This window comes from Polaromonas sp. JS666 (assembly GCF_000013865.1).
Taxonomy (GTDB): Bacteria; Pseudomonadota; Gammaproteobacteria; order Burkholderiales; family Burkholderiaceae_C; genus Polaromonas.
Genome location: NC_007948.1, coordinates 3,426,456 through 3,452,399 on the forward strand (window position 1 = coordinate 3,426,456; position 25,944 = coordinate 3,452,399).

The following is a 25,944-nucleotide window of genomic DNA, read 5'->3' on the forward strand; positions in this document are numbered from 1 at the left end:
TTGTTTCACTTCTCATTTTTTTCCACCGAGGCTTGAAGGGTTTGCGCGGTGTCAAGAATGCGGCGCAAATAGCTTTTGAGGATTTGCCATTCCTCGACCGAGAAGCCGGCAAGATGGGCGTTCTGGACGCGGCTGAGGATGGCGGGGATTTCCTGGGCGGCGGCGCGGCCCGCGTCGGTCAACTCCAGGTTGACCACCCGCCGGTCGTCCGAGGAACGAACCCGGCGGCACAGCTGCTTGGCCTCCAGCCGGTCCAGCAGGCGCGTCATGGAGCCGGCATCCAGCTCGCACGTGCGCGCCAGTTCGGCCACCGTCGAAGCCCGGCCCATGTAGAGCTTGAGCAGCGGCACCCACTGCGCGTTGGTCAGGCCCGTAGGCTCGAGTTCGCGCTCCACGCCCTGGGCAATCAGGGCAATGATGCGGCGCATCAGGTAGCCGATGCTGTCATCCGGCTTGTAGCCTTCGGCACGGTAAAACTCGATCAGCGGGCACGAAAGCGCGTCGACGAATGGGTTTGAGTTGTCGCTTGATTTGCTTTTTGAAGCCATAAGCAAATAATACATGCCTAGACAAATATTGTCAAGGCTGTGTTTGCGATGGCATCTTTAACGGCTAGACTTGCAGCATGGCTACTTCCTCCTCATCGATGACCTCTTCTGCGTCTTCTGCGCCCCCCAAGGGCTCGCCCCGCTCCCTGTCGGGCCTCGTGCCCTTTCTGCGCCCTTACCGCGGCCGGATTGCGCTGGCGCTATTTTTTCTCGTCATGGCGGCCGTGGCCACGCTGGTCTTTCCGCTGGCGCTGCGCAGCCTCATCGACGGCGGCCTGAGCGTGGCGGACAAGGGCGCCCAACTGATGGCGCTGCGCACCCACTTTTTCGAGCTGTTTGCCGTTGCCGCCGCACTGGGGCTTTTTTCAGCGGGCCGCTTTTACATGGTCAGCTGGCTCGGCGAACGGGTCACGGCCGACCTGCGCAATGCGGTGTATTCGCATGTGGTGCGGCAAAGCCCGGAGTTCTTTGAAACCACGCAAACCGGCGAGGTGCTGTCGCGCCTGACCGGCGACACGACGCTGGTGCAAACCGTGGTGGGTTCGTCGCTGAGCATGGGTTTGCGCAACGCCGTGATGGGCGTCGGCGCGCTGGGCATGCTGGTCTATACCAACCCCTACCTGATGGTTCAGGTGCTGGGGATTCTGGTGCTGATTGTGGCGCCCTCGGTGTGGTTTGGGCGGCGCGTGCGCAAGCTCTCGCGCGCCAGCCAGGACCGGGTGGCCGACTCCAGCGCGATCGCGGCCGAGGTGCTCAATGCCATTCCCGTGGTGCAGAGCTACACCGCTGAAGCGCGCGAGGCCGCGCGCTTCGATGCCTCGACCACCACCGCATTCAACACCGCCATCCGGCGCACCAGGGCGCGTTCGGTGTTGGTGGCCTTCATCATCATTGCCACGTCGGCGGCCCTGCTCTGGGGCCTGTACCAGGGCACGCAGGCGGTGATGCGCGGCGACATCAGCGCCGGCCACCTGGGCCAGACGGTGGTCTATGTGATCATTCTGGCCAGCGCCACGGCGGTGCTCGGCGAGGTCTATGGCGACCTGTTGCGCGCGGCCGGTGCGACTGAGCGACTGATGGAGCTGCTGGAAACACGCTCGCCCGTGGTTTCTCCATCAAAACCTGCTTCAGCCCCCGAAATACGGTCAGGAAGCGCTGTTAAATTTGAAGCAGTGACGTTTCATTACCCGTCACGCCCGGCGCAGGCGGCCTTGAGCAACTTCGACTTGAGCGTGGCCCCGGGTGAAACCGTGGCCCTTGTGGGGCCCAGCGGCGCCGGCAAAAGCACGGTGTTCCAGTTGCTGCTGCGCTTTTACGATCCAGCCTCGGGCCGCATTGAACTGGACGGCATGCGAACGGCGGACATGGCGCTGGAAGATTTGCGCCATCGCGTCGGCATCGTGCCGCAGGATGCCGTGATTTTCTCCACCAGCGCGCTGGAAAACATCCGCTACGGCAAGCCCGATGCCACCGACGAAGAAACCAGAGCCGCAGCCAAAGCGGCGTTTGCGCACGAGTTCATCACGGCCCTGCCCGAAGGCTACGACACCTTTCTGGGTGAGCGCGGCGTGCGCCTGTCGGGCGGGCAGCGCCAGCGCATTGCGATTGCGCGGGCCATGCTGAAGAACTCTCCGCTGCTGCTGCTGGATGAGGCCACCAGCGCGCTCGATGCGGAGAGCGAACGCATGGTGCAGGCCGCGCTGGAGTCGGCCATGAAGGGCCGCACGACGCTGGTTATTGCGCACCGGCTGGCCACGGTGCAGAAGGCCGATCGCATCGTCGTGCTCGACCACGGCCGTCTGGTCGAGCAGGGAACGCACGCCGAACTGGTGAGCCGTGGCGGGGTCTACGCACGGCTGGCGGCGCTGCAGTTCAACGCCTGAACAGGGCTCGCTCGCTACCTGAGCCGGACCGGCCAGGACCGCCCGTCCAGGCTTGGGAATCGCAGAATCGTAACTATGCATTTTTTGCATGACGATGACCGAACAATGCCTTGGACAGTTTGACTCGCGGCTTCTAAGCTTGGCGACCTGAATGTTCCACAAGGAGATTTCGCATGTCACAAGCACCCATCCCCAGCGCAAGCGCCGCAGCAGGCACCCATCCGCTTCCTTCTTACCTGCAGGCCGACAAGCTCGGGCCCTGGGGCAACTACCTGCAGCAGGTGGACCGCGTCATACCGCACCTGGGCAGCCTGGGTCGGTGGGCAGAAACGCTCAAGCGGCCCAAGCGCATCCTGGTTGTCGATGTGCCCATCAACATGGACGACGGCACCATTGCGCACTTTGAAGGCTACAGGGTTCAGCACAACGTGTCGCGCGGCCCGGGCAAGGGCGGCGTGCGTTTTCACCAGGATGTGACGCTGTCGGAGGTGATGGCGCTGTCGGCCTGGATGTCCATCAAGAATGCTGCTGTGAATGTTCCTTTCGGGGGTGCCAAGGGCGGCATACGCGTGGACCCAAAAACAGTTTCCCAGGGCGAACTGGAACGCATCACGCGGCGCTACACGAGCGAGATCGGCATCATCATCGGCCCCACCAAGGACATCCCGGCGCCCGATGTGAATACCAACGAGCAGGTCATGGCGTGGATGATGGACACCTACTCGATGAACACGGGCTCCACGTCAACCGGGGTGGTCACTGGCAAACCGGTCGACCTGGGGGGCTCACTGGGTCGCCGGGATGCCACCGGGCGCGGCGTTTTCACGGTGGGCGTGGAAGCGGCCAGGCACATTGACCTGGACATCAGCACGTCGCGGGTTGCGGTACAGGGTTTCGGCAACGTGGGCGGCGTCGCCGGCAGGCTGTTCCATGAAACGGGGGCGCGTATCGTGGCCGTGCAGGATCATGGCGGCACGATTTACCGCGAAGCCGGCCTGGACGTGCCAGCCCTGATCAGGCATGTGGCCGAGACCGGCAGCGTGGGAGGCTTCCCGAACGCGGAAGTGATTGCCAATGAGCTGTTCTGGGAAGTCGACTGCGACATCATGATTCCGGCTGCGCTGGAAGAGCAGATCAATGCCGCCAACGCCGGCCGCATCAAGGCCCGCATGATCATCGAAGGCGCCAACGGCCCGACCACACCCGAGGCCGACGACATCCTGCAGGAACGCAACGTGCTGGTGCTGCCTGATGTGATCGCCAATGCGGGCGGCGTGACCGTCAGTTATTTTGAATGGGTGCAGGACTTTTCCAGCTTTTTCTGGGATGAAGCGGAGATCAATGCACGCCTGGTCCGCATCATGAAAGAAGCTTTCGCCGGCGTCTGGCAAGTCGCGCAGGACCACAAGGTGACGCTGCGCACCGCCACGTTCATCGTGGCTTGCAAACGCATCCTGCATACCCGCCAGCTGCGCGGCCTGTACCCCTGAGTCGCTGAGTCAAGAGGAGCCCATCGCGCCAAAGAGCTGAGTGCAATGAACGACTTTGGCGGCTCGACATTTCAAGCAAGGGCCGCGGAACCGGCTTTGCCGGGCCGCAGGCGCAACGGCCCCCTCGGGGGCAACCCTAGACCCTTCGACGGCTCAGGACAGGCCAAACTCAGGACGACCGGGTGTGAAGTGAGCGACTGAGGCGGCCGCCCCTGTCTTCACCAGCAGGGGCCGCGGGACTGGCTTTGCCAGACCGCAGGCGCAGCGGCCCCCTCGGGGGGCAGGGAGCTACACGAAGTGAGCGACCGTGGGGGCCAATTTCACTGCAGGGTTTCCTTGACGGCCAGCGGCAGCGGCAAGGGCATGACATCAATGCCCTCTTCCACCAGCTCCACGGCTTCACGCGCGCTGGCCTGGCCGCGAATGCTGCGGGCTTCGGCCTCGCCATAATGCATGCGGCGTGCCTCGTCGGCAAAGCGCTCGCCGACATCTTCGGTGTGGGCCACCACATGGCGCAGCGCTTTGAGAAAGGCCGCCTGCTCGGCAGGGCTTGCACCGGCCACCACACTGGTCAGGGCGTCCGCGCGAGATGCTGCAACGCCTTCCCGGACGCGCGTGGCAGGCGCGGTGGGTGGAGCATCCTGCGCGACCTGGCCCAATGCGGCGCCCTGGGCCGGGTGCCCACCGAGATTGAGCCGCGGCGCGCTGGGTAGCTTATGAATGCCTTTGTCGGCACACATCGGACATTCAACCAATCCACGCGTCAGTTGCGTCTGAAAATCGTCTTCAGACGCAAACCAGCCTTCAAAGGAATGCTGCTGCGCGCACTGGAGATTCAGGACTTTCATGGGCAGATTATCGCAAGTCCCGCTCCGGCGCGGTAGTTTGCCAGTCCAATGCCCATACCCCCGACAGCACGTTTTGCAGCCACAGGGCTCCGGTGAGGGTCTTGGCATCGGTGACCTGCCCATTGCCGCACCAGGCCAACAGCTCGGCCGGCGTGGCGGTGAAAACTTCGAGGAATTCGCCGCTGTCCAGCTGGCGGGCTCCCAACGTGAGGTCGCGCGCAAACCAGATATCAATGAACTCGGTGGAGTAGGAAATCACCGGGTGCAGCACGCCGGCTCTTGCCCACTGCCGCGCGGTATAGCCGGTTTCTTCCAGCAGCTCGCGCTGCGCGCAGGCCAGCGACGCCTCGCCGGCATCCAGCTTGCCGGCCGGAAACTCGATCATCACGGCACCCATGGGATACCGGAACTGCCGCTCCAGCACCAGCCTGCCATCGTCGAGTTGCGCCACGATCATCACGGCGCCCGGATGAATGACATACTCGCGCGCCGTGGGGGTGCCGTCGGGCAGTCTCACGGTGTCGCGGCGAACGTGAAGAAAGTTTCCTTTGAGGATGTCTTCGGAGCTGACCAGTGTCTCGATCAGATGGCTGGATTCGCTGGAGTTCATGCTATTTTCCTTGCCCGCACCAGGCAGGCTCATGAGCGATGCTTGAACAGGTAACGCCAGGTGAAACCGGGGAATGCAAAGGTGATGAAGAGCGTGCCCGTGATGGCGTAGAACTCCCATCCCTGCGGCGCAATTTGGCCGGCGCGGTGTTCCAGAAACAGCCCCACAGCACCCGTGATCAGGTACCAGACCAGCAGCTCCAGCAATCGCACCGCCAGGTTCTTGGGGGTCTTGAGTGCAATCACCCCGAAAAGGCGGTTGCTGACGAAGGGCAGATTGGCCAACAGCAACGCCAGCAATACAACCACCCAGACTGAAGCAGTCTGACTCATGGGGGAGGTCTAGTTTCCGAGCGACTTGACGATGCTGTTGATGGACTGCGCACACAGAGTCATCAGGCCACCGGGAAGCATGCCCAGCAGCAGAATGAGCGCGCCGTTGATAGCCAGCACCGCCTTGGCATCTGTGGGTGCCGAGATCGGTTGCGCATTGTGGGCCTCGGGCGCATCAAAGTACATCACCTTGACCACGCGCAGGTAGTAAAACGCGCCAATCAGCGACATCATCACGGCAAAGATGGCGAGCAGAATATAGCTGGTCTGCTGCGATGAAATCAGCGCCTGCAACACGGCCAGCTTGGCATAAAAGCCCACGAGCGGAGGCAGGCCAGCCAGCGAGAACATCGCAATGGCCATGACCCCGGCATACAGCGGGCTGCGCTGGTTGAGACCGGCCAGGTCGGTGATTTCTTCAGACTCGTGCCCGACACGGGCCAGCAGCAAGATGATGCCGAAGGCACCCAGCGTGGTGAGTACATAGGTCACCGCATAGAACATCGCAGCACTGTAGGCTGATTCCGTGTTCATCTGGTTGCCGTTGACCACCCCGGCCAGCAAGCCAAGCAGCAGGAAACCCATTTGCGAAATCGTTGAAAACGCCAGCATGCGCTTGAGGTTGGACTGCGCGACGGCGGCCAGATTGCCAATGATCAGCGAGCCGATGGCCATCAGCGCAAGCATCTGCTGCCAGTCAATGGCCAGGGGCAGCAGGCCCTCCACCAGCAGACGGATACAGATCGCAAAAGCCGCCAGCTGCGGTGCACCGCCAATCAGCAGGGTGATGGCCGTCGGCGCGCCGTGGTAGACGTCGGGCAACCACATGTGGAAAGGCACGGCGCCCAGTTTGAACGCCAGGCCGGCCACAATGAACACCAGGCCAAAGACCAGCACCTGATGCTTGACCTGGCGGCTGGCAATCGCATTGAACACTTCATTGAGGTCCAGCGAGCCGGTCGCACCATACAGCATCGACAGGCCGTAGAGCAGGAAGCCGGAAGCCAGCGCACCCAGCACAAAGTACTTCATCGCGGCTTCCGTGGCGGTGGCATTGTCGCGGCGCAGGGCCACCAGGGCGTAGCTGGACAGCGTCATCAGCTCCAGACCCATGTAGATCACGAGGAAGTTGTGGCCCGAGATCATCACGAACATGCCCAGCAAGGCAAACAGGCTCAGCGTGAACAGTTCACCGCCGCGCAGCATCTCGCGGTCGGCCGCATAAGGCCGGCCATAGACCAGCGTCACCATCAGGCTGATACTGGAAAAACACTTGAGCCAACCCCCCATCGGGTCGCTGACCACCATGCCGCCAAAGCCGTAGAAAGTCTGGCCGCCCAGCGCGTAGAAGGCCTCCATGGCAGCAACCACGGCCAGCGTCAACAAGGTCAGCACATAGGTGCCGGTGCGGCGCGGGGTTTTCACCCCGAGATCCAGCAGCGCGATCACGCAGGCCATGATCACGAGGACGATTTCAGGATAAACCGTGATCCAGGAGAGTTTGTCAATCATCTGAATTCTTTGCCTAGTTCAGTTTCGATGCCGCGACATGCTTGAGCAGGTCGGCCACCGACGGGTTCATCACATCGGTAAACGGCTTGGGATAAATGCCCATGTACAACACGGCGATAGCCAGCATGGAGAGCATCAGGAATTCACGGCTGTTGATATCCGTCAGAGCCTTGACGTCATCGTTGGCGACCGGTCCGAGATACACGCGCTTGAACATCCACAGCGTGTAGGCCGCACCAAAGATCAATGCTGTCGCCGCGGCGGCACCCAGCCAGAAGTTGGACTTGACCGCGCCCAGAATGACCATCCACTCGCCAACAAAACCTGCGGTGCCTGGCAGGCCGCAGTTGGCCATGGCAAACAGCAGGGCAAACGCTGCGAACTTCGGCATGGTGTTGACCACACCGCCGTAGCTGGCAATTTCGCGCGAGTGAACCCGGTCGTACAGCACACCAATGCACAGGAACATGGCGCCCGACACAAAGCCGTGCGCAATCATCTGCACAATGCCGCCGGACACGCCGATGTCGTTGAAGATGAAAAAGCCCAGCGTGACAAAACCCATGTGAGCGACGGACGAATACGCCACCAGTTTTTTCATGTCCTGCTGCACCAGGGCGACCAATCCCACATAAATGACGGCGATCACGGACAGCGCGATCATCACCCAGGCCCATTCCCGCGAAGCATCCGGTGCAATAGGCATCGAGAAACGGAGAAAACCGTAGGCCCCGAGCTTGAGCATGATGGCCGCCAGCACGGCAGAGCCGCCGGTGGGCGCCTCAACGTGCACGTCCGGCAGCCAGGTGTGAACCGGCCACATCGGCACCTTCACGGCGAACGCAGCAAAGAAGGCAAAGAACAGCACGGTCTGCACCGCACTGCCGAGCGGCAGCTTGTGCCATGTCAGGATGTCAAAACTGCCACCCGACTTGTTATACAGGTAGATCAGCGCCACCAGCAGCAGCAAAGAGCCGAGCAGTGTGTACAGGAAAAACTTGAATGCCGCATAGATCTTGTTCGGTCCGCCCCAGATACCGATGATCAGGTACATCGGAATGAGGGTTGCCTCGAAGAAGACGTAAAACAAAATGCCGTCCAGCGCGGAAAACACCCCGATCATCAGACCGCTGAGCATCATGAAGGCGGCCATGTACTGGCTGACGCGAGTCGTAATCGCCTCCCAGCTGGCGATGATCACCACGACATTGATGAAGGCGGTCAGCAGGACGAACCAGAGCGAAATACCGTCCACACCCACGTGGTAGCTGACATTGAAGCGCTGGATCCAGCTTCCCTTCTCGACGAACTGCATGGCCGATGTACCCAGCTGAAAGCCGTCATACAGCGGCAGGGTCACCAGAAAGCTGACGACAGCGCCTATCAGTGCGATCCAGCGCACACTGCGTGCCTGCTCGTCACGACCCAGCGCCAACAACACGGCACCGAAAATAATCGGCGTCCAGATGGCAAGGCTCAACAAACCCATTCTCGTTTTTCCTTCTTATTATTCGCGTGTTATTGGTTCAGCCAAACGAAATACGTCATCAATAAAAAGACGCCGATGATCATGCCAAAAGCGTAGTGGTAGATGTAACCCGACTGCAGCCTTCGCACCACGCTGGACACCCAGCCCACCAGTTTCCAGGAGCCGTTGACCAGCGCACCATCGATCAGTGCCTCGTCGCCGCCCTTCCACAGACCGGTACCCATCGCACGCGTTGCGCGGGCCAGCACGTTCTCGTTGAACCAGTCGAAGTAGTATTTGTTCTCGAGCAACGTGTAGAGGGGTTGCACCGCGCGCTTGATGCGCGCAGGCAGCGCGGGGTTGACCAGGTACATGTAATACGCCAGCACCACGCCCGCCAGCGCCAGCCAGAACGGTGCTGTCATCAGGCCGTGCAAGGCCATTTGCGCCGGGCCGTGGAAGGCCTTGGCCAACTCGGCCATCGCGGGATGTTTCTCGGCATTGAAGAAAATCGCATCCTTAAAGAATTCACCAAACAGCATGGGCTGAATCGTCATGAAGCCGATGACCACAGACGGAATGGCCAGCAGGATCAGTGGGACGGTGACCACCCACGGTGACTCGTGCGGAGCCTGATGTTCTTCGCGATGGTGGTGCGGATCCGGTTCCTCGCTGGCGTCATGGTGGTGTCCATCGGGGTTCTGGTCAAAACGCTCCTTGCCGTGGAATACCAGGAAGTACATGCGGAAGGAATAGAACGCCGTGACAAACACACCGGCCAGCACCGCGAAATGCGCGAAACCGGCACCCGCCAGGTGGCTCTCATGCACCGCTTCAATGATGCTGTCCTTGGAGTAAAAACCTGCGAACAGCGGCGTACCGATCAGTGCAAGCGATCCGAGCAGCGAGGTGATCCAGGTGATGGGCATGTACTTGCGCACGCCCCCCATCCAGCGGATATCCTGGTTGTGATGCATGCCGATGATCACCGAGCCGGCAGCCAGGAACAGTAGTGCCTTGAAGAACGCGTGCGTCATCAGGTGGAACACGGCCACGGAGTAGGCGGAAGCACCCAGGGCCACCGTCATGTAGCCGAGCTGCGACAAGGTGGAATAAGCCACCACGCGCTTGATGTCGTTCTGGATGATGCCGAGGAAGCCCATGAACAGGGCCGTGATCGCCCCGATCACCATGATGAAGCTGAGGGCGGTATCGCTGAGTTCAAACAGCGGTGACATGCGTGCCACCATGAAGATGCCGGCAGTCACCATGGTCGCGGCGTGAATCAACGCGGAAATCGGGGTCGGGCCTTCCATGGAGTCGGGCAACCACACATGCAGCGGGAACTGGGCCGACTTGCCCATGGCGCCAATAAAGAGGCAGATGCAGATCACGGTAATCAGCATCCAGCCGGTCCCCGGGAACGCCAGTTTGGACAGCTCATCCGCCTTGGCAAACGCTTCGGCATAGTTGAGCGTACCGGCGTAGGCTGCAATGAGGCCAATACCCAGGATGAAGCCGAAGTCCCCCACACGGTTGACGATGAAGGCCTTCATGTTGGCAAAAATGGCGCTCGGCTTGTTGAACCAGAAGCCGATCAGCAGGTAGGACACCAGGCCCACCGCTTCCCAGCCAAAGAACAGCTGCAGCATGTTGTTGCTCATCACCAGCATCAGCATGGAGAAAGTGAAGAGCGAAATATAGGCAAAGAAGCGGTTGTAACCGTCGTCTTCTTCCATATAGCCAATCGTGTAGATATGCACCATCAGCGAGACAAAAGTCACCACGCACATCATCATGGCCGTCAGGCCATCGACAAGAAAGCCGACTTCCATTTTCAGGCCGCCCACCACCATCCAGGTGTAGAGCGTTTCATTGAAGCGCGCACCCTCGAGAACCACGCTCTTGAGCGTCATGGCAGAAATGATGAAGGCTACCAGCACGCCGAGGATGGTGAGGCTATGGGACAGCCGGCGGCCTATCCAGTTGCCACCAAAGGAAGTACCCAGAATACCAGCCAGCATGGCGCCAGCCAGAGGTGCCAGCGGAACGGCCAGCAATGTTGATGCAGAAAGGGTTGCGCTCATTGTTTAACCGCCCGTAGGGCTGCCTTAATTAGAAGTGCGCCCCAAACGTCGTTCAAAGGGCTGCGCGCCGAAGGCTCGAAGTGAAAAGCGTGGGGGTACATGTTTTTCCGCCGGGCAGCCCCAAGGAAAAATACGCCCCCTCGGGGGGCAGCGTAGTACGCGAAGCGACAAGCGTGGGGGCTCATGTTCATCCCTGGAGCGTGTTGAGTTCGTCGACGTTGATGCTGGACTTGTTACGGAACAGCAGCACCAGGATGGCCAGGCCGATCGCGGATTCGGCCGCGGCGACGGTCAGGATGAAAAACACAAACACCTGCCCGGCCATATCGTTCAGGTAGTAGGAAAACGCCACAAAATTCATGTTGACGGCCAGCAGCATGAGCTCAATGGCCATGAGCAAAATAATCAGATTTTTTCGGTTCAAAAAAATACCGATAACCGACAGCGCAAACAGCATGGCGCCCAGCGAAAGAAAATGTCCCAGCGTGAGCATCATGATTGTTTTTCCTCGACGGGAGCTGTCGTACCCAGGGTAGCAGGTGCGGCGACCACAGACTTCATCTTGACCAGGCTGACCCGGTCTCCCCGTTTGACCCGGATCTGGTCGGAAGGATTGATGTATTTGGTGTCCTTGCGTTGACGCAAGGTCAGGGCGATGGCGGCGATCATGGCCACCAGCAGAATCACCGCGGCGACTTCCAGCGGATAAAGGTATTCAGAGTACAGGAGCTTGCCCAGTTCTTTGGTGTTCGACACCTGGGCACCTATCTGGCCCGGCGCGGAAGCTGCTTTGGGAGGCTCGCGGAATCCGCCCATCAGCACATAAGACATCTCCAGCGCGATGATGGCGCCGACTGTGCCGGCCAGCGGAAAATGCTTCCAGAAACCCTTGCGCACGCTGTCAATGTTGATGTCCAGCATCATGACCACGAACAGGAAGAGCACCATCACCGCGCCCACATAGACAAGCACCAGCGTGATGGCCAGAAACTCGGCTTTGAGCAAAATCCAGACGGCGGCCGCCTGGAAAAATGCCAGCACCAGATACAGCGCCGCATGCACCGGGTTACGCGCGGTAATCACCCGAAATGCCGCGAACAGCAGCACCGCGGCAAAAACATAAAAGAGACCTGTTTTAGCGTCCATGTTATTGTGGATTCTTTCTTGAGCCGACTTGCGTGGCGAGGTAATTCAACGGTATTTGGCGTCAGCCGCCTTGTTGGCGGCAATTTCGGCCTCGTAGCGGTCGCCCACTGCCAGCAACATCTCCTTGGTGAAATACAGGTCACCGCGCTTTTCACCGTGGTATTCAAAAATATGGGTCTCGACAATCGCGTCGACCGGGCAGGCTTCCTCACAGAAGCCGCAAAAAATGCATTTGGTCAGGTCAATGTCGTAACGCGAGGTGCGGCGGCTGCCGTCGTCACGCACTTCAGACTCGATTGTGATGGCCAGCGCCGGGCACACGGCTTCGCAGAGCTTGCAGGCAATGCAGCGCTCTTCGCCGTTGTCATAGCGGCGCAAGGCGTGAAGCCCTCGAAAACGCGGGCTCAGCGGGGTTTTCTCTTCGGGAAACTGGACCGTGATCTTGCGGCTGAACATGTACTTGCCGGTCAGGGCCATGCCCTTGAACAGCTCGGTGAGCATGAAGCTCGAAACAAAATCCTTGACGGAGGCTACGGTAGACATATCAGTTTCCTGCGGGAGTGGAGCTCGCTGGCGACACGTTGATGCAAGCAGGGGCCGCGGAACCGGCTTTGCCGGGCCGCAGGCGCAGCGCCCCCCGGGGGGGGCAGAGAGCTACACGAAGTGAGCGAACGTGGGGGCTCATGTTATTTCCAGATGTTGTAGGGGGTCTGCATCCAGGCCCCAACGACCACCAGCCAGACCAGGGTCACAGGTATGAAGATCTTCCAGCCCAGACGCATGATCTGGTCGTAACGGAAGCGTGGGAAGGTAGCGCGCACCCAGAGGAACATGGTGACGACGACAAAGGTTTTGGCACCCAACCAGATCCAGCCTGGAATCAAATTGAACAGCCACCAGTCCACTGGCGACAACCAGCCGCCCAGGAAAAGAATGACGGCCAGGATGGCGACCAGCCACATGTTGGCGTACTCGGCCAGGAAGAACATGGCAAAGGCCATGCCCGAATACTCGACCATATGGCCCGCCACAATTTCCGACTCGCCCTCAACCACGTCAAACGGATGACGATTGGTTTCGGCCAGCCCGGAGATGAAATACACGACAAAAATCGGCAGCAGCGGCAACCAATTCCAGGACAGGAAATTCAGGCCATAACCGACAGCGATACCTTTGGCCTGGCTCATCACGATGTCGGTCATGTTCAGACTGGCTGAGACCATCAGCACCACCACCAGACAGAAACCCATGGCGATCTCGTAGCTCACCATTTGCGCCGAAGCGCGCATGGCGCCCAGAAACGCGTATTTGGAATTCGAGGCCCAGCCCGCAATGATCACGCCGTACACCTCCATCGAGGTGATGGCCATCAGGAACAGCAGGCCAGCATTGATGTTGGACAGTGCAATGTCGGGGCCAAAAGGAATCACCGCCCATGCGGCCAGTGCCGGCATGATGGTCATGATGGGGCCCAATACAAACAGGCCTTTGCTGGCCGCCGTCGGCATGATGATCTCTTTGGTCAGCAGCTTGAGCGCATCGGCAATCGGCTGCAGCAGGCCGAAGGGACCGACGCGATTGGGGCCGAAGCGAATCTGGGTAAAACCGATGGCCTTGCGCTCCCACAAGGTGAGGTAGGCCACACAGCCCATCAGCGGCAGCAGGACACAGACAATCTTGATGAGCGCCCAGAGCACGGGCCAGACCGTCGCCGGCCAGATGCCACCCATCAAGCCCTGGCCAAAACCATATACCGTATCGATCATGCGCCTGCTCCTTCCAGCCTGGATTGCAGCCCGGCACCCTGCCGCGCATCGGCTGTCAGCTGCAACGACGTGGCGCGCCGGACCAGTCCGTCCAGCTGATAGATTTTGGCGACGGCGGGTAGAGGGCCTGCTGCGGACAAGGTGATATTGGCGTCGCTGGCGTTGCCCAGCCTGTCGGCTGGAACCAGAGCAGCGTCCACGCCGGCAATCTGCTTGAGCACATCCTGCGAGGACTCAAAATCAAAACCAGGCAAACCGAGCAGGTTGGCCAGGACGCGCAAGACTTTCCAGGCCGGACGCGTCTCGCCCAGAGGTTTGACGACCGCATGGAATCCCTGCACACGGCCTTCTGCATTGACAAACGTACCGGAAGTTTCCGTGAACGGAGCGATCGGCAACAGCACGTCGCTGAAGTCCATATTGGCCTTGAAGGGGCTCAGCGTGACAACCATCTGGGCGGCATTCAGCGACGCTTTGGCCCGGGCGCCTGTCGCCGAATCAAACTCGGGTTCGTTGTTCAGCAGGATGACCGCTTTCAGCTTGCCGTCCAGCATCTGCGCGGCATTGAGGCCATGGTTGCCCGGCAAGGCACCGGCCAGCTGGGCGCCTACCGTATTGGCTGCTTCCGTCAGGTAGCCGACGGTGGCGCCGGTTTGTTTGGCAATCCAGCCGGCCAGGGCCAGCAGGCTGGAGGCATTGGCATGGTGGGCCGCTGCGCTGCCCAGCAGGATGGCCTTGCGCTCACCACCCAGCAAGGACGCGGCAATCGCTTTGGCGCTGTCGGTGGCCTGCCCGGCCGCAGGTGCTGGCACACCCTTTTCGGCGGCAATCGCCGTGGCCACATTGGCCAGAGACTGCGCCCAGGCGTCGGGGCCCGCCATCACCGCGTGGGTCACCGGCATGGCCCAGGCATCTGCCGACACCAGCTCGGCCACCGAATTGATGGTGCTCATCACACAACCCTTGCGAACCGACTGACGAATGCGCTGCGCAAACAAGGGGTGGTCCTTGCGCAGGTTGGAACCAACCACCAGCACGCGCTGCAATTGCGACAGCGAGGCGATGGAGGTGCCCAGCCAGCGGATGGACGGGGAGGCGGAAAATTCGGCATGGCGCAGGCGGTAATCGATGTTCTCGCTGCCGAGGCCACGCATGAGCGTAGCGGCCAGGTACAGCTCTTCCAGCGTACTGTGGGGGCTGGCCAGCGTGCCGATGCTGCCGGCGCCATGGTCAGCCTTGATCTGTTTCAAGCCATTGGCCACGTATTCGAGGGCGGTCTGCCAGTCGACGGTCTTCCACACCCCGCCCTGCTTGAGCATCGGTGTGGTCAGCCGCTCGTCGCTGTTGAGTGCCTCATACGAGAACCGGTCACGGTCCGCGATCCAGCATTCGTTGATGTCTTCATTCTCCAGCGGCACCACGCGCATGACCTTGTTGCTTTTGACCTGGACAATCAGGTTGGCTCCGGTGGAGTCGTGCGGGCTGATTGACTTGCGACGCGACAGCTCCCAGGTACGGGCGCTGTAGCGAAAGGGTTTGCTCGTCAGCGCACCAACCGGGCAGAGGTCGATCATGTTGCCAGACAGTTCGGAATCCACCGACATGCCAACAAAGGTTTCAATTTCTGCATGCTCGCCGCGGTGCGACATACCCAACTCCATCACGCCGGCCATTTCCTGGCCGAAACGGACGCACCGGGTGCAGTGAATGCAGCGGCTCATCTCCTCCATGGAAATCAGCGGGCCGACGTCCTTGTGGAAGACGACGCGTTTTTCTTCTTCGTAACGCGACTCGCTGCCACCGTAGCCCACGGCCAGGTCCTGCAGCTGGCACTCGCCGCCCTGGTCGCAAATGGGGCAGTCCAGCGGGTGGTTGATCAGCAGGAACTCCATCACGCCCTTCTGGGCCTTGATGGCTTTTTCATTCTTGGTGTGCACGATCATGCCCTGCGTCACCGGCGTGGCGCAGGCCGGCATGGGCTTGGGCGCCTTTTCGATGTCAACCAGGCACATGCGGCAGTTCGCCGCAATGGAGAGTTTCTTGTGGTAGCAGAAATGCGGAATATAGGTGCCGGCTTTTTCAGCAGCATGCATGACTGTGCTGCCTTCGAGCACTTCCACCTTCTGGCCGTCGAGTTCTATTTCAACCATATTTTTTCTTTCAGCGATCAGGCCTGGGCAGCCTGAGCTGGTATGTGGGATGCAGCAGGTTGAGGCGTCTTTTGCGGAATCATGGCCTCAAATTCATGGCGGAAATGCTTGATCATGGCGCGGACCGGCATCGCAGCGGCATCACCCAGCGCGCAAATCGTGCGGCCCTGAATGTTGTCGGCCACCGAGTTGAGCAGGTCCATGTCGGTTTGCTTGCCGTGGCCGTTATGGATACGGTCCACCACGCGCCACAGCCAGCCCGTGCCTTCGCGGCAGGGCGTGCATTGCCCGCAGGACTCATGCATGTAGAAGTACGACAGGCGCTTGAGCGACTCGACCATGCAACGGCTGTCGTCCATCACGATCACCGCGCCCGAGCCCAGCATGGAGCCAGCCTTGGCGATGGAGTCGTAGTCCATCGTGCAATCCATCATGATGGAAGCCGGCAGCACCGGCGCGGATGAACCACCGGGAATAACCGCCTTGAGCGTGCGGCCCTTGCGCACGCCGCCCGCCAGTTCCAGCAGCCTGGCAAATGGCGTACCCATGGGCACCTCGTAGTTGCCGGGCAACTCGACGTCACCGGAAACCGAGTAAATCTTGGTGCCGCCGTTGTTGGGCTTGCCGCACTCCAGGTAGGCCTGGCCGCCATTGCGGATGATCCACGGCACGGCAGCGAACGTTTCGGTGTTGTTGATGGTGGTGGGTTTGCCGTACAAACCAAAGCTGGCCGGGAACGGCGGCTTGAAGCGGGGTTGGCCTTTTTTGCCTTCCAGCGATTCCAGCAAGGCGGTTTCTTCGCCGCAAATATAGGCACCAAAACCATGCGACGCATGAAGCTGGAAAGTGAAGCTGCTGCCGAGAATCTTCTCGCCGATCAGGCCGGCAGCCCGGGCCTCGTCGAGCGCTTCTTCAAAACGCCGGTAGGTCGCAAAGATCTCGCCATGGATGTAGTTGTAGCCGATGCTGATGCCCATCGCATAAGCCGCAATCGCCATGCCCTCGATCACGCTGTGCGGGTTGTACTGCATGATGTCGCGGTCTTTGCAGGTGCCCGGCTCACCTTCGTCCGAATTGCAGACCAGGTATTTCTGCCCGGGGAACTGGCGCGGCATGAAGCTCCACTTCAAGCCCGTCGGGAAACCCGCGCCGCCACGGCCGCGCAGGCTGCTGGCCTTGACCTCGGCAATCACCTGGTCCGGCGTCAGTCCTTCGCCGCCATCCTTGCCGAGGATCTTGCGCAGGGCCTGGTAGCCACCGCGCGCCTCGTAGTCCTTCAGGCGCCAGTTGCTGCCGTCAAGGTCTGCCAGAATTTGCGGCGCGATATGCCGGCCATGAAAACAGGTCTGCACGCCCGTGGCCGCAAATTGCGCCAGCACGTTTTGCGCCGCAGTGTCAGGGGTATTGCTTGAAAGCGTCATGCTTACTTCGCCTCGGCGGATTTGAGACCATCGATGAGTTGGTCCAGTTTCTCATCGCTCATGAAGCTGCACATCGTGAGGTCGTTGACCAGCATCACCGGGGAGTCCGCGCAGGCCCCCAGGCATTCGGACTGCTGCAGCGTGAACAGGCCGTCGGCCGTTGTCTGGCCCATGGAAATGCCCAGCTTGTGCTCCAGATGCTTGAGCGCCCTGGCGCCATCGCGCAACTGGCACGGCAGGTTGGTGCAGACATTGAGCTTGTACTTGCCCACCGGCTGCTGGTTGTACATGTTGTAGAAGGTGGTGACTTCGTGCACGGCAATCGGCGTCATGCCCAGGTACTCGGCCACCAGCTTCTCGCTCTCGGCGCTGACAAAGCCCTGCTCTTCCTGCACGATCGTGAGGCAGGCCATCACGGCCGACTGCTTCTGGTCCGCCGGGTACTTGGCAACCTCGCGGTCAAAACGGGCTTTGGTTTGTTCAGAAATCATGGTTGAAATCATCAGTTTTAGCGATCAATTTCACCGAACACAATGTCCATGGTGCCGATCACGGCGACGGCGTCGGCAATCATGTGGCCGCGCGACATTTCGTCCATGGCCGCCAGGTGCGGAAAGCCGGGCGGGCGGATTTTCAGGCGGTATGGCTTGTTGGCACCATCGCTGACGATGTAGATGCCGAACTCGCCCTTGGGATGCTCGACCGCGGCATAGGCCTCGCCTTCGGGCACGTGAAAACCTTCAGTGAAAAGCTTGAAGTGGTGAATCAGCTCTTCCATGTTGGTCTTCATGGATTCACGGTCAGGCGCCGCGACCTTGTGGTTGCTGGTGATCACCGGGCCAGGGTTGACGCGCAGCCAGTCGATGCACTGCTTGATGATGCGGTTGGACTGGCGCATCTCTTCGATGCGAACCAGGTAGCGGTCGTAGCAATCGCCGGTCTTTCCAACGGGAATGTCGAAATCCATACGGTCGTAGACATCGTAGGGCTGCTGCTTGCGCAGGTCCCAGGCGAAGCCGGAGCCCCGGAGCATAGGGCCGGTGAAACCGAGGTTGAGCGCGCGCTCGGGCGACACGACCCCGACGCCCACCGTGCGCTGCTTCCAGATGCGGTTGTCGGTCAGCAGCGTTTCGTACTCGTCCACCAGCCGCGGGAACTTGGCCACGAAGTCATCGATGAAATCGAGCAGGGACCCCTGGCGGTTTTCGTTCAGCGCGGCAATGGCCTTGGCGTTCTTGATCTTGCTGACGCGGTACTGCGGCATGGTATCGGGCAGGTCGCGGTAAACGCCCCCCGGCCGGAAGTAGGCCGCATGCATGCGCGCACCCGAAACGGCCTCGTACATGTCAAACAGCGCCTCGCGTTCGCGAAAGCAGTAAATCAGGATGTTCATCGCGCCGCAGTCGAAACCGTGCGCGCCCAACCACAGCAGGTGGTTGAGCAGGCGCGTGATTTCCGCGTACATCACCCGGATGTATTGCGCACGTATGGGCACATCCACGCCCAGCAATTTCTCGATGGCCAGGCAATAGGCCTGCTCATTGGACATCATCGACACATAGTCGAGCCTGTCCATGTAGGGCAGTGACTGGATGTAGGTTTTGCTTTCGGCCAGTTTTTCAGTCGCGCGGTGCAGCAGACCGATGTGCGGGTCGGCGCGCTGGATCACCTCGCCGTCAAGCTCCAGCACCAGGCGCAAAACGCCATGTGCCGCCGGATGCTGCGGTCCAAAATTGAGCGTGTAGTTTTTGATTTCAGCCATGGTCTACCAAATTTTTGCAGTGCTAATGCTGCCGCGCCGGGCCGCCCCAAGCAAGGCAGCGCCCCACTCTTTAGTGCAAGGGGCAGCGAACTGCCGCAGGCTCACGCAGTGACGAGCGTGGGGGCTCATTGAAGGCCACCGTAGTTGTCCTCACGAATCACGCGAGGCGTGATCTCGCGGGGCTCGATGGTGACCGGCTGGTAAATCACGCGCTTTTGCTCGGCGTCATAGCGCATTTCCACGTAGCCCGTGGTCGGGAAATCCTTGCGGAAAGGATGGCCGATGAAACCGTAGTCGGTCAGGATGCGGCGCAGATCGTTATGGCCTTCAAAGATGATGCCGTAGAGGTCAAACGCTTCACGCTCGAACCAGTTGGCCGAGTTCCACACACCATTCACTGAGTCAACGACCGGGAAATCGTCATCAGGGCAAAACACCTTGAGCCGCACGCGCTGGTTCAGGCTGACCGACAGCAGATGCGAGGCAACGCAGTAGCGCAGGCCATCGTATTGGCCATCCTTGTATTCGGAGTAGTCCAGGCCGCACAGGTCGATCAGCTGCTCGAAGCGGCAGCCTGCGGCATCGCGCAACAGAACGGCCGACGCGAGGTAATCGGCGGCGCCGACCGTCACGGTCACCTCACCCAGCGCGATCTTCAGGCTCTTGACCTTGTCGCCGAGCACCGCCGCGATGGTGTCGCCAAGCTGCGTGGCGGAAACGGGAAACGAGGACAGCATCAGGCCCTCGCGATCGTGTTGGTGCGGCGGATTTTCTGCTGCAACTGGATGATGCCGTACAACAGCGCTTCGGCGGTGGGCGGGCAGCCCGGCACATAGACATCCACCGGAACGATGCGGTCGCAACCGCGAACCACGGAATAACTGTAGTGGTAGTAACCGCCTCCGTTGGCGCAGGAGCCCATGGAGAGCACCCAGCGCGGCTCGGACATCTGGTCGTACACCTTGCGCAGGGCGGGCCCCATCTTGTTGCACAGCGTGCCGGCAACAATCATCAGGTCGGACTGGCGCGGGCTGGGCCGAAACAGCATGCCGAAACGGTCCATGTCATAACGGGCCGCGCCCGCATGCATCATTTCCACGGCGCAGCAGGCCAGACCAAAAGTCATGGGCCACAGCGAGCCGGTCTTGGCCCAGTTGACCACCGAGTCGTAACTCGTAGTCATGAAGCCTTCGTTGAAAACACCTTCAAGTGACATACCCGTACCTTATTTGGTGGATTTGGTGGCGACCTCGTCGCGAAGAACCCTCGGGATCTTTTCTTATTCCCAGTCCAGCGCACCCTTTTTCCACTCGTAGACAAAGCCCACGACCAGAATGCCCAGGAAAATCATGACCGACCAGAAACCCACCGAACCAACCTCCTTGAGCGCAACCGCCCAGGGAAAGAGGAACGCGATTTCGAGGTCAAAAAGAATGAAGAGGATGGCGATCAGGTAGTAGCGCACATCGAATTTCATGCGGGCATCCTCGAAAGCTTCGAAGCCGCACTCGTAGGGGGAATTTTTTTCGCTGTCGGGACGCACCGGGCCCAGCAAACGACCCAGCACTTGGGGCACCACACCGACACCCACACCGACCAGAATAAACAGGAGAACAGGAAGGTATTGATCGAGGTTCATCGTGGATTCAACTTCTGAAAAGCCACCTGCGCGGTTTATTTCAGCCTGCCGTTTGCCCCGACAGCTTCGCCCAAAGCGCCGCTGCCGATGCTTGTCAATCTGGTGCGGACGGCGAGACTCGAACTCGCACACCTTTCGGCACTACCCCCTCAAGATAGCGTGTCTACCAATTTCACCACGTCCGCGGTATTCAGCTGTCCGGATGGCATGAGGAAACCTCGCGGTTTTGAGCTTTCCAGACAGCTTTAGAGTTTAACCTGAAATCGCGCCCCTCCCGGCCGGGTGCGACACCTTAATCATGTTATTTCGTTGGGATTTGCGCAGCACCTGATGCGGCGGGAGCAGGTGGCGCAGGAACCGCAGGCTGGACAGCTGCAGGTGCCGTGGTACCAGGAATTTGTGCAGCCCCCGACGCGGCAGGCGCGGGTGCAGAAGCCGCCCCCGAGACAGCGGCAGCGTCCAGCACGCTGGAGCTGGTGCGCGGCTGCGCATTGCCGAAATAAGCCAGCAGCAGGGTGCAGGCAAAAAACACCGCAGCCAGTACGCCGGTGGTACGGGACAGAAAATTGGCGCTGCCACTGGCGCCAAACAGGCTGCCCGAGCCGCCACTGCCAAACGCTGCACCCATGTCGGCGCCTTTGCCGTGCTGCACCAGGATCAGGCCAATCATGCCTAAGGCGGCGAGCATTTGCAGGGCAAGGACAATGGTCAATACAACGTTCATATCTACTCCTAAATTAATAGCGTTCTGCAGCCGTCAAATCTGGGCTGCAGCAATAATTTTCAAAAAATCCGGGGCTTTGAGCGAGGCGCCGCCTATCAGGCCGCCGTCGATGTCGGGCTGGCTCAGGAGCGCTGCCGCATTGGCCGCATTCATGCTGCCGCCGTACAGGATTTTCACACGCATCGGATGGTCGGTCGCCGCCCTGAGCTGGGCCCGCAGCACCGCATGAACCGCCTGCGCCTCTTCGGGCGAAGCCGTTTTTCCGGTGCCTATGGCCCAGACGGGTTCGTAGGCCACCACGATCTCGCTGATGCAGTGCCCGTTGACATGGATCACCGCGGCAAGCTGGCGCTTGACCACCTCTTCCGTGTGGCCGCCCTCGCGCTCGGCCAGCGTTTCACCAATGCAGACGATGGGCGTGATCCCTGCCGCCAGTGCCGCCTTGGCCTTGTCGGCCACCAGCGCATCTGATTCGCCGTGGTACTGGCGACGCTCGGAATGGCCCACGATCACATACCGGCAGCCGAAGTCCTGGAGCATGGCCGCACTGACCTCGCCGGTGTAGGCACCCGAGGCTTGCGCCGAAACATCCTGCGCCCCCACTGCCAGGGCTGACAGGCTGGATCGGCTCGATTTCAGGCCTTGAACCTGTGCCAGGTAGGGCGCTGGTACGCACACGGCCACCTCGCAGGTGAGCGGGAGGCTCAGGTCTTTCAGCCCTTCCCCCAGCGCCTCCAGCAACGCGGCATTGGCAGCCAGACTGCCATTCATCTTCCAGTTTCCCGCAATCAGCTTTTTCATCCTGCTTGGCCTTGATTACCAGGTTAAAACGATTTTTCCGACATGCTGGTTGGACTCCATCAGTGCGTGGGCACGGGCCGCGCCGCTACCCGTATCGCTGCCCGCATCCACAGCCGCAAACGTGCTGTGAATCACGGGCTTGATCGCACCGCTGACAATCAGCGGCCAGACTTTTTCCTTGAGCGCATTGGCAATGGCGGTCTTGAACGCCAGCGGACGGGGCCGCAGCGTGGAACCGGTGATGGTGAGCCGCCGGCGCAACACCAGACCGGCGTTGATCTCCGCCCTGGCGCCGCCCTGCACTGCGATGATGACCAGGCGGCCATCTTCCGCCAGGCTATCGACTTCACGCGAGACGTAGCTGCCGGCCACCATGTCAAGAATGACATTGACACCCTGGCCGTTCGTCAGTTTCTTCACTTCCTGGACAAAGTCAGCGGTCTTGTAATTGATCGCATGGTCGGCACCCAGTGCCAGGCAGGCGGCGCATTTTTCGTCGCTGCCCGCTGTCACCAGGACCGTCGCGCCGAGCGCCTTGGCCATCTGGATGGCCGTGACGCCAATGCCGCTGGAGCCGCCCTGAATCAGGAGCGTCTCCCCAGCCTGCAGTCGCGCGCGGTCGAAGACATTGCTCCAGACGGTGAAGAAGGTCTCGGGCAGCGCGGCCGCCTCCACGTCACTCAGCGCCACGCCGTTGCAAGTGGGCACGGGCAGGCATTGGCCCACGGGCGCCACGCAGAGCTCGGCATAGCCGCCGCCGGCGACCAGCGCGCAAACGCGATCACCGATCTTGAAACCGGCCGCCGCCATCGCCGCAGCATCGCCCGCCACGATCTCACCCGCCACTTCCAGGCCGGGAATGTCGGAAGCACCCGGCGGGACCGGGTAATTGCCCGTCCGCTGGAACACATCCGGGCGGTTCACGCCACTGGCCTTGACGCGAATCAACACTTCACCGGCGCCGGCTTGCGCGTCAGGGCGTTCGCCCAGACGCAGCACATCAGGCGCACCATAGGAGGTGATTTCAATGGCTTTCATAGGGATTCCAGATCATTTGCGCCGCCAGTCCGCATATTCAGGGACTAGCGGCTACAAAATCAATAGCAGTTAAAAGATTAACCCCGGTCCTGATCCTGATTTTGGGCAGGACGGTCCAGCAAGGCCTTCATCGACAGCTTGACGCGACCTTTTTCATCGGTCTCCAGAACCTTGACCTTGACGATCTGGCCTTCGCTCAGGTAGTCGGTGACCTTCTCGACACGCTCGTGGGCGATCTGGCTGATGTGCAGCAGGCCGTCCTTGCCGGGCAGCAGGTTGACCAGTGCACCGAAGTCCAGGATCTTGGTGATGGCGCCTTCGTAGACCTTGCCGATTTCGACTTCCGCGGTGATCTCGGCGATGCGGCGCTTGGCCTCGTCGGCCTTGGCGCTGTCGTTCGACGCGATGGTGATCGTGCCATCTTCCTCGATGTTGATCTGCGTGCCGGTTTCTTCGGTCAGCGCACGGATGACGGCGCCGCCCTTGCCGATCACGTCACGGATCTTCTCGGGATTGATCTTCATCACGTAGAGGCGCGGCGCGAAGTCAGACACCTCGGCCTTGGCTTCACCCATGGCTTCCTGCATCTTGCCCAGGATGTGCATGCGGGCTTCCTTGGCCTGGGCCAGCGCAACCTGCATGATCTCTTTCGTGATGCCCTGGATCTTGATGTCCATCTGCAGCGCGGTGATACCGAAGGTGGTACCGGCCACTTTGAAGTCCATGTCGCCCAGATGATCTTCGTCACCCAGGATGTCGGTCAGCACGGCGAAACGGTTTTCTTCCTTGATCAGGCCCATGGCGATACCAGCCACGTGCGCTTTCATCGGAACGCCGGCGTCCATCAGCGACAGGCAGCCGCCGCAGACCGAAGCCATCGACGAGGAGCCGTTGGATTCGGTGATTTCAGACACCACGCGCATGGTGTATGGGAATTCTTCTTTTGTGGGCAGCACGGCAATCAGGGCGCGCTTGGCCAGACGGCCGTGGCCGATCTCGCGGCGTTTCGGGCTGCCGACACGGCCGGTTTCGCCGGTGGCGAACGGAGGCATGTTGTAGTGCAGCATGAAGCGGTCTTCGTAGTCGCCCGACAGTGCGTCGATGCGCTGCGCGTCGCGCTCGGTGCCCAGCGTGGTGACGACCAGCGCCTGGGTTTCGCCGCGCGTGAACAGGGCCGAGCCGTGGGTGCGGGGCAGCACGCTGTTGCGGATTTCAATGGCACGCACGGTTCGCGTGTCGCGGCCGTCAATGCGTGGCTCGCCGGCCAGGATCTGGCTGCGGACGATTTTGGCTTCGATGTCGAACAGCATGCCTTCAACGGTCACGCCGTCAAATGCCACGCCGTCCGCCTTCAGGGCGGCCATCACGTCGGCATAAGCCACGCGGCAAGCCTGGGTGCGCGCCTGCTTGCTGCGGATCTGGTAAGCGGCCTGCAGCTTGGCGCCGGCCAGTTCGTTGACCTTTGCAATCAGCGGCTCGTCTTTCGCCGGCGCCTGCCAGTCCCAGACCGGCTTGCCGGCGTCGCGCACGAGTTCGTGAATTGCGTTGATGGCGATGTTGGCCTGTTCGTGACCAAACACCACGGCGCCGAGCATGATTTCTTCAGACAGCTGCTGGGCTTCGGACTCGACCATCAGCACGGCGGCTTCGGTGCCGGCCACGACCAGATCCATCTTCGAATCTTTCAGCTGGGTCTTGCCGGGATTCAACACATACTGGCCGTCGACGTAGGCCACGCGGGCGGCGCCAATCGGGCCGTTGAACGGAATGCCGGAAATCGACAGGGCGGCGCTCGATGCGATCAGCGCGGGAATGTCGCCCTCGACTTCAGGGTTCAGCGACAACACATGGATCACGACCTGCACTTCGTTGAAGAAGCCTTCGGGGAAGAGCGGACGAATCGGACGGTCGATCAGGCGCGACGTCAGCGTTTCAAATTCGCTGGGGCGGCCTTCACGCTTGAAAAAGCTGCCAGGAATGCGGCCGGCTGCGTAGGTTTTCTCGAGGTAATCGACCGTCAGGGGGAAAAAGTCCTGGCCGGGCTTGGCATCGGTCTTGGCAACCACGGTGGCCAGCACCACGGTGCCGTCCATGTCGACAACCACGGCACCGCTGGCCTGGCGCGCGACTTCACCGGTTTCCATCGTGACCTTGTGCTGGCCCCACTGGAAGGATTTGGTAACTTTATTAAAAATGCTCATGTTATTGCTCCACTAGATCCGGGTGCATGAGGCTGCACCCTGGGGCCCGGAGCGGGGCTGGCTGAACACGATGCCATTCCACAAAACGCCTGAATCACGGGGTGATGAGGACTTTTCTTGTGGAATGACACAGCGCGTGCTCGTTTTGCCTTGCTCCGAAGTAAAAAGCGCCTGAGCTAGGTGAACTAACTCAGGCGCTCTCAAATCGTTTTACCGCTTATTTGCGCAGGCCAAGCTTGGCGATCAGCGCGGTATAACGGTCAGCATCTTTGGACTTCAGGTAGTCCAGCAGCTTGCGGCGGCGGCTCACCATGCGCAGCAAGCCGCGGCGACCATGGTGGTCTTTGGCGTTGGCCTTGAAATGGGGGGTCAGCTCGTTGATGCGGCCGGTCAGCAGTGCGACCTGGACTTCAGGACTGCCGGTGTCGTTGGCAGCGCGTGCGTTGGCCTTGACGATCTCGGCCTTGATTGATTTCTCGATCATGATTTTCCTCTTGCAACCTGTGCACTTGCGAGCG

General features: G+C 60.7%; 25 protein-coding genes and 1 tRNA gene. 2 read left to right on the top strand and 24 right to left on the bottom strand.

The annotated features are described in order from the left end of the window. Positions 1-5: 5 nt before the first annotated feature. On the bottom strand, positions 6-548 hold the full coding sequence (locus tag BPRO_RS16175) for a MarR family winged helix-turn-helix transcriptional regulator (protein ID WP_041388884.1): 543 nt from the start codon (positions 546-548) through the stop codon (positions 6-8). Between the two features lie 98 nt (positions 549-646). On the opposite strand from BPRO_RS16175, the gene BPRO_RS16180 reads away from it, so the two are divergent. Continuing rightward, positions 647-2,431 carry an ABC transporter transmembrane domain-containing protein gene (locus tag BPRO_RS16180; protein ID WP_011484147.1) on the top strand — a complete coding sequence of 595 codons (1,785 nt, stop codon included), beginning with the start codon at positions 647-649 and terminating at the stop codon, positions 2,429-2,431. Positions 2,432-2,604: 173 nt separating this feature from the next. Further along, positions 2,605-3,921 (top strand): Glu/Leu/Phe/Val family dehydrogenase, encoded by a 1,317-nt coding sequence (locus BPRO_RS16185; RefSeq protein ID WP_011484148.1) that lies wholly within the window; start codon positions 2,605-2,607, stop codon positions 3,919-3,921. Between the two features lie 320 nt (positions 3,922-4,241). On the opposite strand, the gene BPRO_RS16190 is transcribed toward BPRO_RS16185, so the two are convergent. The 23 genes from BPRO_RS16190 to rpsO all read right to left on the bottom strand — a co-directional run bounded on the left by BPRO_RS16190 (position 4,242) and on the right by rpsO (position 25,910). Next, entirely contained in the window at positions 4,242-4,769 is a 528-nt protein-coding gene (locus BPRO_RS16190; protein WP_011484149.1) for a DUF1178 family protein, read from the bottom strand. 7 nt (positions 4,770-4,776) lie between these two features. After that, on the bottom strand, positions 4,777-5,379 hold the full coding sequence (locus BPRO_RS16195; protein ID WP_011484150.1) for an NUDIX domain-containing protein: 603 nt from the start codon (positions 5,377-5,379) through the stop codon (positions 4,777-4,779). Between the two features lie 29 nt (positions 5,380-5,408). Further along, complete coding sequence (locus BPRO_RS16200) at positions 5,409-5,711, bottom strand: DUF2818 family protein (protein ID WP_011484151.1); 303 nt, start codon at positions 5,709-5,711, stop codon at positions 5,409-5,411. A 9-nt stretch (positions 5,712-5,720) separates the two neighbouring features. Next, positions 5,721-7,223 carry an NADH-quinone oxidoreductase subunit NuoN gene (nuoN, locus tag BPRO_RS16205; RefSeq protein WP_011484152.1) on the bottom strand — a complete coding sequence of 501 codons (1,503 nt, stop codon included), beginning with the start codon at positions 7,221-7,223 and terminating at the stop codon, positions 5,721-5,723. 13 nt (positions 7,224-7,236) lie between these two features. Next, on the bottom strand, positions 7,237-8,712 hold the full coding sequence (locus BPRO_RS16210) for an NADH-quinone oxidoreductase subunit M (protein ID WP_011484153.1): 1,476 nt from the start codon (positions 8,710-8,712) through the stop codon (positions 7,237-7,239). Between the two features lie 29 nt (positions 8,713-8,741). After that, entirely contained in the window at positions 8,742-10,778 is a 2,037-nt protein-coding gene (gene nuoL, locus BPRO_RS16215) for an NADH-quinone oxidoreductase subunit L (protein ID WP_011484154.1), read from the bottom strand. Positions 10,779-10,965: 187 nt separating this feature from the next. Next, positions 10,966-11,274, bottom strand: a complete 309-nt coding sequence (nuoK, locus tag BPRO_RS16220; protein WP_011484155.1) for an NADH-quinone oxidoreductase subunit NuoK — start codon at positions 11,272-11,274, stop codon at positions 10,966-10,968. Beyond that, on the bottom strand, positions 11,271-11,924 hold the full coding sequence (locus BPRO_RS16225; protein ID WP_011484156.1) for an NADH-quinone oxidoreductase subunit J: 654 nt from the start codon (positions 11,922-11,924) through the stop codon (positions 11,271-11,273). The genes nuoK and BPRO_RS16225 overlap by 4 nt, the downstream gene beginning before the upstream one ends. A 45-nt stretch (positions 11,925-11,969) precedes the next feature. Further along, the gene (nuoI, locus tag BPRO_RS16230; protein WP_011484157.1) at positions 11,970-12,467 is read right to left on the bottom strand and encodes an NADH-quinone oxidoreductase subunit NuoI; all 498 of its coding nucleotides are present in this window, start codon (positions 12,465-12,467) and stop codon (positions 11,970-11,972) included. A gap of 143 nt (positions 12,468-12,610) precedes the next feature. After that, positions 12,611-13,690 (bottom strand): NADH-quinone oxidoreductase subunit NuoH, encoded by a 1,080-nt coding sequence (gene nuoH / locus BPRO_RS16235; protein WP_011484158.1) that lies wholly within the window; start codon positions 13,688-13,690, stop codon positions 12,611-12,613. Next, positions 13,687-15,840 carry an NADH-quinone oxidoreductase subunit NuoG gene (gene nuoG, locus BPRO_RS16240; RefSeq protein WP_011484159.1) on the bottom strand — a complete coding sequence of 718 codons (2,154 nt, stop codon included), beginning with the start codon at positions 15,838-15,840 and terminating at the stop codon, positions 13,687-13,689. Before nuoG ends, nuoH begins: the two co-directional genes overlap by 4 nt. Positions 15,841-15,857: 17 nt before the next feature. After that, entirely contained in the window at positions 15,858-17,261 is a 1,404-nt protein-coding gene (gene nuoF, locus BPRO_RS16245) for an NADH-quinone oxidoreductase subunit NuoF (RefSeq protein ID WP_011484160.1), read from the bottom strand. 2 nt (positions 17,262-17,263) lie between these two features. Next, complete coding sequence (gene nuoE, locus BPRO_RS16250; protein ID WP_041389945.1) at positions 17,264-17,752, bottom strand: NADH-quinone oxidoreductase subunit NuoE; 489 nt, start codon at positions 17,750-17,752, stop codon at positions 17,264-17,266. A gap of 17 nt (positions 17,753-17,769) precedes the next feature. After that, positions 17,770-19,023, bottom strand: a complete 1,254-nt coding sequence (locus BPRO_RS16255) for an NADH-quinone oxidoreductase subunit D (RefSeq protein WP_011484162.1) — start codon at positions 19,021-19,023, stop codon at positions 17,770-17,772. A gap of 125 nt (positions 19,024-19,148) precedes the next feature. Continuing rightward, positions 19,149-19,760 carry an NADH-quinone oxidoreductase subunit C gene (locus tag BPRO_RS16260; protein WP_011484163.1) on the bottom strand — a complete coding sequence of 204 codons (612 nt, stop codon included), beginning with the start codon at positions 19,758-19,760 and terminating at the stop codon, positions 19,149-19,151. After that, on the bottom strand, positions 19,760-20,239 hold the full coding sequence (locus BPRO_RS16265; protein ID WP_011484164.1) for a NuoB/complex I 20 kDa subunit family protein: 480 nt from the start codon (positions 20,237-20,239) through the stop codon (positions 19,760-19,762). Before BPRO_RS16265 ends, BPRO_RS16260 begins: the two co-directional genes overlap by 1 nt. 63 nt (positions 20,240-20,302) lie before the next feature. Continuing rightward, entirely contained in the window at positions 20,303-20,662 is a 360-nt protein-coding gene (locus tag BPRO_RS16270; protein WP_011484165.1) for an NADH-quinone oxidoreductase subunit A, read from the bottom strand. Between the two features lie 100 nt (positions 20,663-20,762). Continuing rightward, a tRNA-Leu gene (locus BPRO_RS16275) sits at positions 20,763-20,847 on the bottom strand. Positions 20,848-20,963: 116 nt separating this feature from the next. After that, entirely contained in the window at positions 20,964-21,386 is a 423-nt protein-coding gene (gene secG, locus BPRO_RS16280) for a preprotein translocase subunit SecG (RefSeq protein WP_011484166.1), read from the bottom strand. Between the two features lie 33 nt (positions 21,387-21,419). Then, positions 21,420-22,157, bottom strand: coding sequence for a triose-phosphate isomerase (gene tpiA, locus BPRO_RS16285; RefSeq protein ID WP_011484167.1), 738 nt, complete (start codon positions 22,155-22,157; stop codon positions 21,420-21,422). A gap of 45 nt (positions 22,158-22,202) precedes the next feature. After that, on the bottom strand, positions 22,203-23,225 hold the full coding sequence (locus BPRO_RS16290) for an NAD(P)H-quinone oxidoreductase (protein WP_011484168.1): 1,023 nt from the start codon (positions 23,223-23,225) through the stop codon (positions 22,203-22,205). Between the two features lie 77 nt (positions 23,226-23,302). After that, entirely contained in the window at positions 23,303-25,426 is a 2,124-nt protein-coding gene (gene pnp / locus BPRO_RS16295) for a polyribonucleotide nucleotidyltransferase (RefSeq protein ID WP_011484169.1), read from the bottom strand. 217 nt (positions 25,427-25,643) lie between these two features. After that, positions 25,644-25,910: a 30S ribosomal protein S15 gene (rpsO, locus tag BPRO_RS16300; protein ID WP_011484170.1), complete on the bottom strand. Its 267-nt coding sequence runs from the start codon at positions 25,908-25,910 to the stop codon at positions 25,644-25,646. Positions 25,911-25,944 lie beyond the last annotated feature (34 nt).